At 60.3% G+C, this 14,180-nt stretch carries 11 protein-coding genes; 6 read left to right on the top strand and 5 right to left on the bottom strand.

Features of this window, described 5'->3' with window-relative positions; translation table 11 throughout:
* The first annotated feature begins 32 nt into the window (after positions 1-32).
* Complete coding sequence (locus tag DA915_RS08830; protein ID WP_107675626.1) at positions 33-1,187, top strand: DUF2336 domain-containing protein; 1,155 nt, start codon at positions 33-35, stop codon at positions 1,185-1,187.
* A 223-nt stretch (positions 1,188-1,410) separates the two neighbouring features.
* On the opposite strand, the gene DA915_RS08825 is transcribed toward DA915_RS08830, so the two are convergent.
* Positions 1,411-1,845, bottom strand: coding sequence for a hypothetical protein (locus DA915_RS08825; RefSeq protein ID WP_107675625.1), 435 nt, complete (start codon positions 1,843-1,845; stop codon positions 1,411-1,413).
* A 106-nt stretch (positions 1,846-1,951) separates the two neighbouring features.
* Here DA915_RS08825 and DA915_RS08820 point away from each other — a divergent pair, with 106 nt between their 5' ends.
* Positions 1,952-2,407, top strand: coding sequence for a GNAT family N-acetyltransferase (locus tag DA915_RS08820; RefSeq protein WP_003508080.1), 456 nt, complete (start codon positions 1,952-1,954; stop codon positions 2,405-2,407).
* A 254-nt stretch (positions 2,408-2,661) separates the two neighbouring features.
* Here DA915_RS08820 and DA915_RS08810 read toward each other — a convergent pair whose 3' ends face one another.
* Positions 2,662-3,900, bottom strand: coding sequence for an AI-2E family transporter (locus DA915_RS08810; protein WP_065695079.1), 1,239 nt, complete (start codon positions 3,898-3,900; stop codon positions 2,662-2,664).
* 231 nt (positions 3,901-4,131) lie between these two features.
* Here DA915_RS08810 and DA915_RS08805 point away from each other — a divergent pair, with 231 nt between their 5' ends.
* A complete protein-coding gene (locus DA915_RS08805; protein WP_060724321.1) occupies positions 4,132-5,865 on the top strand; it encodes an ABC transporter ATP-binding protein in 1,734 nt (577 codons plus the stop codon).
* Positions 5,866-5,888: 23 nt separating this feature from the next.
* Here the strand turns inward: DA915_RS08805 and DA915_RS08800 are convergent, their stop codons facing one another.
* Entirely contained in the window at positions 5,889-6,116 is a 228-nt protein-coding gene (locus DA915_RS08800; RefSeq protein ID WP_107675623.1) for a hypothetical protein, read from the bottom strand.
* Between the two features lie 464 nt (positions 6,117-6,580).
* Here DA915_RS08800 and DA915_RS08795 point away from each other — a divergent pair, with 464 nt between their 5' ends.
* The 3 genes from DA915_RS08795 to arsK all read left to right on the top strand — a co-directional run bounded on the left by DA915_RS08795 (position 6,581) and on the right by arsK (position 9,604).
* A complete protein-coding gene (locus DA915_RS08795) occupies positions 6,581-7,906 on the top strand; it encodes an Nramp family divalent metal transporter (protein WP_192886445.1) in 1,326 nt (441 codons plus the stop codon).
* A gap of 128 nt (positions 7,907-8,034) precedes the next feature.
* Positions 8,035-8,403, top strand: a complete 369-nt coding sequence (locus DA915_RS08790; protein ID WP_020809330.1) for a helix-turn-helix transcriptional regulator — start codon at positions 8,035-8,037, stop codon at positions 8,401-8,403.
* Entirely contained in the window at positions 8,369-9,604 is a 1,236-nt protein-coding gene (gene arsK, locus DA915_RS08785) for an arsenite efflux MFS transporter ArsK (protein ID WP_192886448.1), read from the top strand. The genes DA915_RS08790 and arsK overlap by 35 nt, the downstream gene beginning before the upstream one ends.
* 232 nt (positions 9,605-9,836) lie before the next feature.
* Here arsK and DA915_RS08780 read toward each other — a convergent pair whose 3' ends face one another.
* Together DA915_RS08780 and DA915_RS29395 are read right to left on the bottom strand one after the other, a co-directional pair.
* Entirely contained in the window at positions 9,837-13,655 is a 3,819-nt protein-coding gene (locus DA915_RS08780; protein ID WP_107675620.1) for a vitamin B12-dependent ribonucleotide reductase, read from the bottom strand.
* A complete protein-coding gene (locus DA915_RS29395; protein WP_020812850.1) occupies positions 13,645-13,776 on the bottom strand; it encodes a hypothetical protein in 132 nt (43 codons plus the stop codon). The genes DA915_RS08780 and DA915_RS29395 overlap by 11 nt, the downstream gene beginning before the upstream one ends.
* Between the last annotated feature and the right edge of the window lie 404 nt (positions 13,777-14,180).

The raw sequence follows: 14,180 nt of genomic DNA, 5'->3' as shown, positions 1-14,180 counted from the left end.
TGGCGGCGATGATGCCGCCATCCATTGTATGAATGTGTTTCGAGGCTCAGGTGATCGTACAGGCATTTCTTCGCTGGTCTGAAAAGGCTGGATCGACCGAGCGGGCGAAAGCTGCCAATGCGCTCGGCCGCGCCTATCTGCAGTCCGATATGGCGCGGGAAAACCGCGATGCCGCCTATATGGCGATGACCTATCTTCTCGATGACCCTTCACCGCGTGTGCGGCTGGCGCTCGCCGAAGCGCTGGCGGATGCCCAAGACGCGCCGCGCGCCATTCTCGTTTCGCTTGCCGAAGACCAGCCAGAAATCGCCTGCACGGTGATTGCCCGCTCGCCGGTTCTCGGCGAAGCCGACCTGGTTGATCTGGCCGGACGCGGCGAAAGCCTGACGCGCGCGCTCATTGCCGCAAGACCCGGCCTGCCGCGCGGGGTCTGCGCCGCCCTTGCCGAAGTCGGCGATCTGCCCGAAACCATTATCCTTCTTGAAAACGACGATGCCTTCATCACGCCGTTCTCGCTGCGTCGCATTGCCGAGCGCCATGGCCGCGACGCCGATATTCGCGACCTCCTGCTGCGCCGCGAGGCGTTGCCGGCCGATGCGCGGCACCTGCTGATGGGCCGCATCAGCGAGGCGCTCGCCGGCTCGGCGCTGGTTCACGCGATGATCGCGCGCAACCGTGCCGACAGTATTTTTCGCGAGGCGGAAGATTCTGCCACCATCCTCATCGCATCAAGCGTTTCCTCACCGGAACTGCCGGCGCTGGTGGAGCATCTGCGCCAGCGGCTGGAACTGACGCCGGCGCTGCTCATCCACGCCGTCTGTTCGGGCCGGCTGGAGTTCTTCACGGCGGCGATGGTCAATCTGTCCGGTCTCGATGACCGCAAGGTGCGCGCCATTCTGGCGACGGGGCGGCCGCATGCGCTGAAGGCCCTGTTCCAGTCCGTCGGGCTATTTGGCGATGTCGTCGACGTCTTCATCGAGGCGACGCTGATGTGGCGCCGTGCCGCCCGCTCGCAGCTTTCTGAGGCGGCAGCATCCGTCTCAGCCGAGTTGCTGGCGCATTTCCGCGACGTCAACGGTTCCGAAACGCTGTTCGAACTGCTGCATGCCGTGCGCAAGCTCGCCATCGCCGAAGAACGGCAGAAGGCGCGGTATTATGCGGAAGCGCTGACGGTCGAGGCGGCGTAAGGTCCGGGGTTCCGCAGGTGCATCTTCTCACCCTCATTCCTGTGCTGGTCACAGGAATCCAGCCAGCCCAAGTCCTTGGGCTGAAAAAACTCCTTGCGCCGCGCAGACGCGCGTCGACTGGATTCCTGTGACAAGCACAGGAATGAGGGCCGTGGGCGCTTTCCTGTCAGAGGAAACCTCTGCATTGCAGCGGCAAAGAAAGCTGGCGTGGCATTTCCCGCAATCACTTATCGAACCGCTTGGCGATCCATGAATAGCTGTTTTCGACCATCCTGACCGGCGTTCCCAGGAGGTGCTTTATGCCTTCTGTGGACGGCAGGATACGGCTGACGCGGCCGATCGCCTGTTTGGTGAGGCTCTCTTCTTCCTTCGGCGTTACCTCTGCGGTCGCCTGCTGCGTTCCGGCAGGTGCTGCCGCGGCGGGAGGCTGCGCGCCGGGCGTATTGCCCGCCGTCTGCGGGGCCTGCTCGCCCGGTGTCTGGCACACGGCCACCACGACCGGGTAGGGCGCATTGGCGTAACGCTCCAGCTCCTTTTCCGACACGGCGTCACATAGCTCGATGCTCGTCCAGCGCTGCTGCGAGGTGGCGATGTAATGGCAATCGGTGGCGCTGTCGTCACAGCCAAGGAAGGTCATGAGAACGAGGGCTGTTTTCATGGGGTGTGTTGCCTCTGTCGGGAGTAATGCTCTAGAAACTCATCTATCCCGATTGCAGTGACATTACGACGAAATACGCATTTTTATAGAGAAGGCAGGCATCGCATTGGCCACCGAAATCAAGCTTGAAACACCACGGCAGGACGCGGTTCTGCGCCTCATCGATCTCTCCAATACCTATATGGCGTCGCTTTATCCCGCCGAGAGCAATCATCTGGTCGATATCGGCCAGCTGGAAAAGGACAATGTCTCCTTTTTCGTGGTGCGACACGATGGCCGCGTGGTCGGCTGCGGCGCGCTGGTGGAGGCGGGTGATGGCACGGCGGAGGTCAAGCGCATGTTCGTTGATCCCGAGGCGAGGGGATTGCGGATCGGCAAGCTGATCATGGATACGCTTGTCGCGCGCGGTACCGAACTCGGCCTTTCCGCCATCCGGCTGGAAACCGGGATCAGCCAGCCGGAGGCGATCGGCCTTTACCGCAAGGCGGGGTTTGTGGAGATCGAGGCCTTTGCGCCCTATAAGCCTGACCCGCTCAGCCTGTTCATGGAAAAGGTGCTTTAAGGCGAAGGCACCGATCGGTCGGATGGGCTGGCGATGTGACTGTTTGAGGTATAGCCGCAGCATCCGCCCACGTCACCCCGGACTAGATGCGGGTCCAGCGCGATCAAGTCTTTGATCGCGGAAGACTCTTTCACTGCGCAGATGAGCCATGGCTGATGCCGGTATCCAAGCCCGGCATGACGAAAGAGAGGGAAGCGGCCTTGGCCTGTCGGCTGGCGCTCCACGTCATCGCCGCTCACCGCAGGCTTCACCAATCAAAAAGCAGCTTTCCGAAATGCCGTCGTTTCCTCGCTATCCTCTTCGAGCGCAGCAACCTCATCAACGGGATCGTCCTCTGTTGGCGGCGGGGGCGGAGCCTCGGTGGTGGCGGCGGCGGACAGTTCCACCTCGCGCACCCATTCGCGCCAGATTGCCACCAGCAGCGCCATCAGCACCGGGCCGATGAAGAGGCCGAGGAAACCCATGGTCTTGACGCCGCCGACAAGGCCGAAAAAGGTGGGCAGGAACGGCAGCTTGATCGGTCCGCCGACGAGTTTCGGCCGGATGGTCTTGTCGACGATGAAGAGTTCGACCGAGCCCCAGACGAAGAGCGCCAGCCCGTGGGCGGGCGAGCCACTGGCGACCAGATAGATCGACACCAGCGTAAACGAGAGCGGCGCGCCACCCGGAATGAGCGCCATGACGCCGGTCAGCACGCCGAGCGTGACGGGCGAGGGCACGCCGGCGATCCAGTAGGCGATGCCGAGGATGATGCCTTCGCCGATGGCGATCAGCGTCATGCCGGTTACGGTGGAGCTGATGGTGGCGGGCACGACACGGGAAATGCGTTCCCACCGTGTCGGCAGGATGCGTTCGCCCACCAGATCGACCTGACGGGTGAAGCCTGCGCCGTTGCGGTAAACGAAGAACAGCGCGATCAGCATGAACAGCAGGGTCAGCACCAGGTGGAACGCGCCGTTGCCGGCGGCGAGGATCGCCCGGTAGATATTACCGATATTGGCGCCGCTGACGAGCTGGATGAGCTCGCCGATGGCGCCCGGCGTGCCGATATATTTCACCCATTGTTCGCCGAGCCAGGGGCCGACGGCGGGAAGGGCGGCGATCCAGTCCGGCACGGGCGCACCCGTCTTGTTGACGTGCACCGCCCAGCCGAACCATTCGCGGATTTCGGTTGCCGTATAGGAGGCGGCGATGAAGATCGGCACCACGAGGAAGGCAATGATGAGGATGATGGCGATGGTGGCACCGAGCGTCGTGTTGCCGCCCACCTGCCGCAGAAGCCGCGTATAGACCGGCCAGCTGGCGAAACCGATGACGAGGGCGGCGAGAACCGGAACCAGAAAGCCGTTGAAGAAATAGATGCCCGCAAGGACGACCAGAAGGAGCAGCCAGCGCGCAGCCGAAATAGGCGGGATCAGGGCGATCCGCGTCGGGCTGGCGGGACCAAGCCATCTCGGTTCGCCACTGGGCTTACGGCTGTCAATGTTACTCACGGCAGGCTCTTTCTCGCATTCTCCCCGCAAGGGGTGCATTCACTCTGTCACACCGATACATATAAGTGCAATATAACCCGATCACATTACCGTTGTGTGTTTATTGCTGAACCTATTGAACGATTTTGGTAAAAATAGAACATCGGTCTTGGCGCGCGCATTGAAATATGACAATTAAACTCCGTTTTTATTGCGGCGTAAGGTTGCCGCGCCCGATCTCCAGGTCATGCCATGCTGCGCCGTTTCTTCGCCTATTATCGCCCCTATCGCGGTCTGTTCATTCTCGATTTTTCCTGCGCGGTTTTGTCGGGCGTGCTCGAACTCGGCTTTCCGATGGCCGTGAAGACCTTTGTGGACGTGCTGCTGCCGGGCGGTGAATGGGCCATCATTCTCGCCGCTTCGGTCGGGCTGCTCGTCATCTATGTGCTGAATACCGGGCTGATGGCGACCGTCACCTATTGGGGACACATGCTCGGCATCAATATCGAGACCGACATGCGGCGTCTGGCTTTCGATCACCTGCAGAAGCTCTCCTTCCGTTATTTCGACAACCAGAAAACAGGCCATCTGGTCGGGCGGCTGACGAAGGATCTCGAAGAGATCGGCGAGGTGGCCCATCACGGCCCCGAAGACCTGTTCATCGCCATCATGACCTTCATCGGCGCCTTCCTGCTGATGCTGTCGGTGAATGTGCCGCTGGCGCTCATCACCGCCGCCGTCGTGCCCGTCACCGCCTGGGTGACCAGCCGTTACGGCGGCCGCATGACGCAGAACTTCCGCGCGCTTTATGGCCGCGTGGGGGATTTCAACGCGCGTATCGAGGAAAATGTCGGCGGCATGCGGGTGGTGCAGGCTTTCGCCAACGAGGACCACGAGCGCGCGCTGTTCGAGAAGGACAACCAGAAATACCGCCGCACGAAGCTCGATGCCTACAAGATCATGGCGGCCAGCACCTCGCTGAGCTACATGAGCATGCGGCTGACGCAGATGATCGTGATGATCTGCGGCGCATGGTTCGTGCTGACGGGCGGTCTCACGGAAGGCGGCTTCGTTGGCTTCCTGCTGCTGGTCGGCGTGTTTTTCCGCCCGGTGGAAAAGATCAATTCGGTCATCGAGACTTATCCGAAGGGCATTGCCGGTTTCCGCCGCTTCACCGAACTTCTCGACACAGCGCCTGACATTGTCGATGCGCCTGATGCGGTGGACGCGCCGCTGCTGCGCGGCGATATTGAATATCGTCATGTCGGTTTCGGTTATGCCGAGGGCAAGCAGGTTCTCACCAATATCGACCTGAAGATCAGCGCCGGCGAGACGGTGGCCTTCGTTGGTCCTTCGGGCGCGGGCAAGACCACGCTCTGCTCGCTTCTGCCGCGATTTTATGATGTGACCAGCGGTGCGATCACCATTGACGGCATCGATATCCGACAAATGAAACTCGCTTCGCTGCGCAATCAGATCGGCATCGTGCAGCAGGATGTCTTCCTGTTCGGCGGCACGATCCGCGAGAACATCGAATATGGACGGCTTGGCGCATCGGATGCGGACATCATGGAGGCGGCGCGGCGCGCCCGTCTCGATGGCGTCATCGAGGCCATGCCGCTCGGGCTCGACACCGTCATCGGTGAACGCGGCGTTAAATTGTCCGGCGGCCAGAAACAGCGTCTCGCTATTGCCCGCATGTTCCTCAAGAACCCGCCGATCCTCATTCTCGACGAGGCGACCTCCGCGCTCGACACGGAAACCGAGCGCGCCATTCAGCAATCGCTGACCGAGCTTGCCAAGGGGCGCACCACGCTCGTCATCGCCCACCGGCTGGCGACGATCCGCGATGCCTCGCGCATCGTGGTGGTGGACCAGACCGGCATTGCCGAAACCGGCGCCCACGCCGAGCTGCTGGCCGCCAAGGGTCATTATAGCCGGCTGCATGAGGCGCAGTTTAGCGGCCATCTTGCGGGCTTGAGCTGAGAGCGGCGCGTTTGCGCCGCAGCTTACCCGCCGGCCTCCGCTGCCTGTTCCTCCACGATGCCGGGGTTTGGCTCCGGCTTGCCGGGATGGCTGGTGACGAGATAACCCATGGCAACCGCGGCGGCGACGATGAACAGCAGCACGATGCCGCTGATCGTCATCAGCCAGTCGCGCGGCCTTCGATACGCCATGATATATTTCGGCCATCGGCTCGGATGGTTCACCAGGCTGAATTTATGGCCATGTCGCATGAACTTCCCCGGTATTAGAGTGTTCCTGAAATATAAACGCAGACAAGTGCGGCGCTGTTCCGCAAGGGCGGAGCAGGGGCGATGACAAGGCCGTGAGCCAGGCTGGCTGTAGCTCCGTCGTCTACACCTGTCGGCATGGCGGTCTCCGTATTTGCTACCACCCTTTCTCATCCGACCTCCGTCATTCCGGCCCTGAGCCGAAATTCAGCAGAGGCGCGTCTCCGCGGCGAGACGAGTCTTTTCAGCGGCAGGATCTGGGCTGGGCATTGGCAAGGGTCGGAAGGACGGGAAGGAGGGGTGTCAGCCCCCAACGGAACGTGGAGGTGCGCCGGATTGCGTTCAAACCGGACAAGTTCCCCCGGCACCGTCTGCATGGCTGCAAAAACTCCCCTTGTCAGCCGCTATTGCTTATGCGAATGATTTGCAACTGCACCAATTCAACCTTCCCTTTGAAAGCGCATAAAATGGACAAGCCAGTCTTTGGATGGCGACGAAACGGCGACGACCTCTCGTTATCCGACGTTCACAGTTCGATCAGGATCAATCCGAATGCCGGCACGTTTCGCCGGGCGATGGCGTTTTTCGGCCCCGGATATCTCGTTGCCGTCGGTTATATGGATCCCGGGAACTGGGCGACGTCGCTCGCCGGCGGCTCCAAATTCGGTTACACGCTGCTGACGGTTGCGCTGGTCTCGAACATCATGGCGATTGTTCTCCAGTCGCTCTGCGCGCGTCTTGCGATCGCATCCGGCCGTGATCTTGCACAGGCCTGCCGTGACGCCTATCCGAAACCGGTGGCAATGGTGCTCTGGCTGCTCGCGGAAATCGCCATTATCGCCACCGATATTGCCGAGGTCATCGGCACGGCCATCGGCCTCAACCTCATCTTCGGCATTCCGCTCGAACTCGGCGTCCTCATCACCGCGCTCGATGTGTTTCTGATCCTCTATCTGCAGAAGCTCGGCTTCCGCTGGGTGGAGGCGCTGGTCATCACGCTGCTTGGCGTCATCGCCGTATGTTTCGCCATTCAGGTGGCGCTGGCTGATCCCGACTGGGGGCAGGTGATTCTCGGTTTTGCGCCGACGACTGAGATCGTCACCAATCCTGATATGCTCTATCTGGCGCTTGGCATTCTCGGCGCCACCGTCATGCCGCATAATCTCTATCTGCATTCGGGCATCGTGCAGACCCGCGAAATCGGCGAGACGGTTGCCGAAAAACGCGAGGCGCTGAAATTCGCCACCCTCGATTCCACCATCGCGCTGATGTTCGCCCTGCTCATCAACGCCTCGATCCTCATCCTCGCGGCGGCGACCTTCAACAAGACCGGGCAGACGAATGTCGCCGAACTCGGTGAGGCGCATAATTTGCTCGCGCCGCTGCTCGGCCTTGCCATTGCGCCGACGCTGTTCGGCGTGGCGCTCTTATGCTGCGGCATCAATTCCACCGTCACGGCAACACTCGCCGGCCAGATCGTGATGGAGGGTTTCCTCAAGATGCGGCTCGCCCCCTGGCTGCGCCGCCTCATCACCCGCGCCATCGCCATCATCCCTGCCGCCGGCGTCACCATCTTCTATGGCGACAGCGGCACGGCCGAACTCTTGATCATGACGCAGGTGGTGCTCAGCCTGCAACTCTCCTTCGCCGTCTTCCCGCTCGTCATGTTCACCGCCGACCGGACGAAGATGGGCGAGCTGCGTTCGCCGCTCTGGCTTTCGGCCTTCGCCTGGCTGATCGCGGTGGTGATTGCGGCGCTGAATGTGAAGCTGCTGGTGGATTTTATGGGATGATAGAGGGGGGCGGGCCGCGCCTTTTCGAGGCGCGGCTGCCACGTCCCGTACGACGTCGACATAATCGTCTTGTCGGCCTCGATAATCTGCGTTATCCATCGATACAATAATTCAAGGATTGTTGAAATATGGATGAGCGTCAGGCCCTGCTGTCATTTTCGGCTCTCTCGCAGGAGACCCGTCTGTCCATCGTACGAGCACTTGTTATCGCGGGACCTGAAGGATTGGCCGCGGGCGTGATCGCCGAGCGCATGGGCGTCTCGGCAACGAATGTGTCGTTCCATCTCAAAGAGCTGGAACGGTCTGGTTTGATCTCACAGCGACGCCTGTCGCGATCGATCCTCTATAGCGCGAGCTACGATACTCTGGCGTCCCTCGTGAAATTCCTGATGGAAGACTGCTGCGCCGGGCATCCGGCCGTCCGGGAGGATGTCGAGCGTGGCAACAGCTGCCACCCTGCCGATGGCCGTGCTGAAGAGGGCAACATCGTTGCGTGATTTCAGGGCGTCTGCGGCCACCGTTTCTGCGCTCGGCCTTACACAGATCGTGGGTTATGGCACCCTCTATTATAGTTTCAGCATCCTTGCGCCCGGCATGGCGAAAGATCTGGGCCTGACGCTCTCTCAGGTGTTTGCCGTTTTTTCGGTATCCCTTTTTATCGGCGGTCTTTCGGCAACCTATATCGGTAGGCAGATGGACCGGATCGGCGCCGCAACCATGATGACAATCGGTTCGTTTCTTGCGGCATTGACACTGGCGCTCTGCGCTTTATCGCCCTCGGTTGCGATCTTTGCCGCTGCGGTCATCCTGCTCGAAATATCCTCCGGTATGGTGCAATATCAGGCGGCGTTTGCGGCTCTGGTGGAAAACAATCCTCGTTCGGCGTCCCGAAACATCACCTATCTCACTCTCATCGGTGGTTTCGCATCGACCATTTTCTGGCCGATCTCGGCTGCGTTAGCCGTCCACCTCGATTGGCGGGAGATCTATCTCGTCTTCGCGGGACTTAATCTTTTTCTTTGTATGCCGCTTCACTTCTGGATTATGCGCGCAGGAAAGACGGGATCGAGTGCCGACACGACGAGCCGCGCGCGCGAGACCGTCGTGGGTGCGCTCCCTTCGCATACGAGACGCCGTGGGATGATCTTGGTCTCCTTCGCTTTCGCGATACTGGGTTTTACTCTCTCCGCTATCCTCGCCCATATGGTGCCGATGCTTGGAACCATGGGGCTGGGAGCGGCAGCTGTCGTGATCGGCTCTCTTTTCGGTCCGGCTCAGGTTCTCAGTCGCTTGATCAACATGATCTTCGGCAAGAGCCTCCCGCCGCCAGCACTTGCGGTGCTTTCCGCTGTTTTAATCGTGCTGGGCATATTGATCCTGCTGGTGACAGCCAGCTGGCTACCGGGGGCGGTTGCCTTCGCCATCTGCCTTGGTCTGGGCTCAGGCATCAACAGCATCGCACAGGGAAACCTGCCGCTCTATCTATTCGGATCCGAAGGCTATGGGGCAATTACAGGAAAGATGGCAGCCGCTCGGCTTGCGGTGGGTGCCGGCGCGCCGTTCGTCTTTGCGGCGCTTACGGAGAATCTTGGCTTGAGCTTCGCACTGACGCTTAACGCGTGTCTCGGGATGGTCAGTATTGCCGCATTCGTTGCGGTTGCGGTTTATGCGAAGGCATCTGGAACGCCAACAACTTGATCCAATCGATGTCAGACTAATGGCGCTTCAAGGCCCCGTTGCTTCTTGGCTGCGCCGGTGTAGCGGGTCGCAGGTCATGGCCATCGGTATCACGGTCATGCCAGCGTTGACGATCCCCGTGCTTGTTTCATGGTCATTCTAAAAGAAAAATCCGGGCACTTTTCAGTGTCCGGATTTCCATCATTTGCGCAATTGGCCAATTTCAGGTTCTGAGAAACCTTGTTGCCCTTACTTAGCTGCAGCCGCTCGTCGCACCGCAGGTATCGCACTTCTCGCAAGTGCCATTCCGCACCATCGTGAAGTTCTGGCATTCCGAGCACATGTTGCCGGTATAGCCCTGTGCAATCGAGCGCATGCGGCGTTCGTTTTCCACCTTCTTGGCTTCCGTCTTGGCCGATGCAGCGTCGGCGGCGGCCTTGTCGGAGAAGAGGGCCGTGGCGGTCTGCTTGGTTTCCTGAACCACGTCGTCGATTACCTCTTCGGCAATCTCTTCCGCCAGTTCCTTGGCGCGCTCTTCATAATCGCGCTTGAAGGAGACGATTTCCGAGGTGGAAATCGCGACTGTCGGTTCCAGCTTGCGGGCGGCGGAGCCTGCAAACGAGGTCACGTTGGCCGACGCGCGGGCAGGGGCTGCCGTTGCCGAGCCCTTGGGTTCGGAACCGGCGCGTTCGCCTTCGTTGCTGGAAACCAGCGTCGGCTTGTAACCGCGTGTCCAGCCGGTGGAGAGCAGATTGGTCTTGCCTTCCTGGATACCCTTGCCGAGTGCGGTATTGGAGAAGTCAGACGTATCGACATGGGCGAGATCGTGGCGGCCGAGATAGGAGACGGCGAGTTCGCGGAACACGTAGTCGAGGATCGACGTGGCGTTCTTGATCGCGTCGTTGCCCTGCACCATGCCGGCCGGTTCGAACTTGGTGAAGGTGAAGGCCTCCACATATTCCTCCAGCGGCACGCCATATTGCAGGCCGAGCGAGATGGCGATGGCGAAGTTGTTCATCATCGCACGGAAAGCGGCGCCTTCCTTGTGCATGTCGATGAAGATTTCGCCGATGCGGCCGTCACCGAATTCACCGGTGCGCAGATACACCTTGTGACCGCCGACGGTTGCCTTCTGGGTGTAACCCTGACGGCGGTTCGGCAGCTTTTCACGCTCGCGCGAGACACGCTCGATGACACGCTCGACGATCTTCTCGGTGATCGTCACGGCCTGCTGGGCAAGCGGCTGCTGGATCAGCTCCTCGACGAAATCTTCGTCGTCCTCATCTTCCACCAGCGAGGCGTTGAGCGGCTGGGAAAGCTTGGAACCATCGCGGTAAAGGGCGTTGGCTTTCAGCGCCAGCTTCCACGACAGCATGTAGGCGCTGCCGCAATCCTCGACAGTCGCATCATTCGGCATGTTGATCGTTTTGGAGATTGCACCCGAGATGAAGGGCTGTGCCGCCGCCATCATGCGGATGTGCGATTCGACCGAGAGGTAACGCTTGCCGATCTTGCCGCAGGGATTGGCGCAATCGAATACCGGCAGGTGCTCGTTTTTAAGGAACGGTGCGCCTTCCAGCGTCATCGCGCCGCAGACGTGAACGTTCGCCGCTTCGATGTCCTTCTTGGCAAAGCCGAGATGCTCCAGCAGGTTGAAGCTCATGTCGGAGAGCTGCTCGTCGGAAACCTTGAGCGTCTCCTTGAGGAAGTCAGCGCCGAGCGTCCACTGGTTGAAGACGAACTTGATGTCGAAGGCGCTCTTCAGCGCAGCGTTGACGGCTTCGATCTTCTCATCGGTGAAGCCCTTGGCCTTCAGCGTGGAGGGGTTGATGGCCGGCGCCTGATTGAGATTGCCATGGCCGACGGCATAGGCCTCGATCTCGGCGATCTGGCTTTCGGAATAACCGAGCGAACGCAGGGCATCCGGAACCGCGCGGTTGATGATCTTGAAGTAACCGCCGCCGGCGAGCTTCTTGAACTTCACCAGCGCGAAGTCGGGCTCGATGCCGGTCGTGTCGCAATCCATCACGAGGCCGATCGTGCCGGTCGGCGCAATAACGGTGGTCTGGGCGTTGCGGTAACCATGCTGTTCGCCAAGCGCCAGCGCCTTGTCCCAGGCGGCAGTGGCGTGGGCGATGAGGTCCTGATCCGTGCAATCGGCGTGGATGAGTGCGACGGGGTTGACCGACAGGCCCTCATAACCATCCGACAGGCCATGGGCGGCGCGGCGGTGGTTGCGAATGACGCGCAGCATGTTGTCGCGGTTCGGCGCAAAGCTCGGGAAGGGGCCAAGCTCGCCGGCCATTTCAGCCGAGGTTGCGTAGGAGACACCGGTCATGATCGCGGTCAGTGCACCGGCAATGGCGCGGCCCTCATCGCTGTCATAGGGGATGCCCGAGGACATCAGCAGGCCGCCGATATTGGCGTAACCGAGACCGAGCGTGCGGTATTCATAGGAGCGTTCGGCAATCTGGCGCGACGGGAACTGCGCCATCATCACGGAAACTTCGAGCACGACGGTCCACAGGCGGACGGCATGTTCATAGTCGGCGATGTCGATGCGCTTCGTCGCCTGATCCTTGAACTGCAAGAGGTTCAGCGAGGCAAGGTTGCAGGCCGTGTCGTCGAGGAACATGTATTCCGAGCACGGGTTCGAAGCGCGGATCGGGCCTTCGGCCGGCGAGGTGTGCCAGTCGTTCATGGTGGTGTTGAAGTGCAGGCCCGGGTCGGCCGATGCCCAGGCGGCATGGGAAATCTTTTCCCAGAGATCGCGGGCCTTCAGCGTCTTCATCACCTTGCCGTCCTTGCGGGCGGTGAGGTTCCAGTCGCCGTCATTTTCGACAGCGCGCAGGAAGTCATCCTTCAGCGAGACGGAGTTATTGGAGTTCTGGCCTGAAACCGTGAGGTAGGCTTCCGAATCCCAATCCGTGTCATAGGTCTTGAACTGGATGTCCTTGTAACCCTGTTCGGCGAACTGGATGACGCGCTTGACGTAGTTTTCCGGCACCATGTCCTTTTTGGCGGCGCGGATTTCGCGCTTCAGGGCAGGGTTCTTGGCCGGGTCGAAGCAATCGCCGTTATCGGCCTCGCAATTGACGCAGGCCTTCATGATCGCCTTCAGGTGCTTGGCGACGATCTTGGAGCCGGTCACGAGAGCAGCAACCTTCTGCTCCTCGTTCACCTTCCAGTCGATATAGGCTTCGATATCGGGATGGTCGGCGTCGACAACGACCATCTTGGCGGCGCGGCGGGTGGTGCCGCCGGACTTGATGGCGCCGGCTGCGCGGTCGCCGATCTTGAGGAAGCTCATCAGGCCGGAGGAGCGGCCGCCGCCGGAAAGCTTTTCGCCTTCGCCACGCAGATAGGAGAAGTTGGAGCCGGTGCCGGAACCATATTTGAACAGGCGCGCTTCACGCACCCACAGATCCATGATGCCGCCTTCGTTGACGAGGTCGTCTTCGACGGACTGGATGAAGCAGGCATGCGGCTGCGGATGTTCGTAAGCGGACTTGGACTTGGTCAGCTTGCCGGTGAAGGGATCGACATAGAAATGGCCCTGGCCGGGGCCATCAATGCCATATGCCCAGTGCAGGCCGGTGTTGAACCATTGCGGGGAATTCGGCGCAACGCGCTGGGTGGCGAGCATGTAGGCTAGCTCGTCGCGGAAGGCGAGGGCATCTTCTTCGGACGAGAAATATTTGCCCTTCCAGCCCCAATAGGCCCAGGTGCCGGCCAGACGGTCGAAAACCTGACGCGCATCGGTCTCGGAGCCGAAACGTTCGGCTTCCGGAACGTCCTTCAACGCCTTTTCATCGGGAACAGAGCGCCACAGGAAGGAAGGAACGTCGTTTTCCTCGACCTTCTTCAGGAACTTCGGCACGCCGGCCTTGCGGAAATATTTCTGCGCCAGAACGTCGGTGGCAACCTGGGAAAACTGCGCGGGAACGTCGATGTCAGCCAGACGGAACACGATCGATCCATCCGGGTTCTTGATTTCACTGACGGCCTTGCGGAAGTCGATCTCCGCATAAGGCGATTGGCCGGGCTTCGTGAAGCGGCGTTCAATGCGCATGGTTTCTGTCCTCGTCCATTGGGCGCCCGGTGGAGGGCGCAAAAATCCGGTCCAGCCGTGCGATGCCTTCGCGCAGCCGGTTGTTGCCGATCTGTAAGGGATGTTCATCCTTGGATGTCATCCCTGTATCTCGTGGCTTATTCGGCTGCAAGCATGTCATGGAATACTAAATATAGTATCAACAGCTTCCTGCCGCCAGTCCCCGCGTCATGTTTTTGGCGGTTTCCGAAAGGCGCGCAAAAGCCTGCGGCGAACCGCCCCCTCATGGCCGGGACGCCGCTTTGGACATGCGCGCTGAAGATGGAGAGGAACCGGCCTCGTTACTTTCCGGTCCGTTGCCGCCGCAACATAAATGTCACTTTCCTCTCGCGGCACAGATTCGTCAAGCCATAGATTGAAACCCATTTTTAACCACAAGATATTGTGTGAAGTGCCTGTGGAAAACGGGGATAGCAAAAGCGATTAGAAAAATCAGTGACTTGGCGGGAAAATTTGAAGCTTGCGCGAGGCTGGTTTCCGCAACGG

The sequence above is a fragment of the Agrobacterium sp. LAD9 genome (assembly GCF_003031125.1).
Taxonomy (GTDB): domain Bacteria; phylum Pseudomonadota; class Alphaproteobacteria; order Rhizobiales; family Rhizobiaceae; genus Agrobacterium; species Agrobacterium radiobacter.
This window is presented reverse-complemented; position numbering and strand designations above follow the sequence as displayed.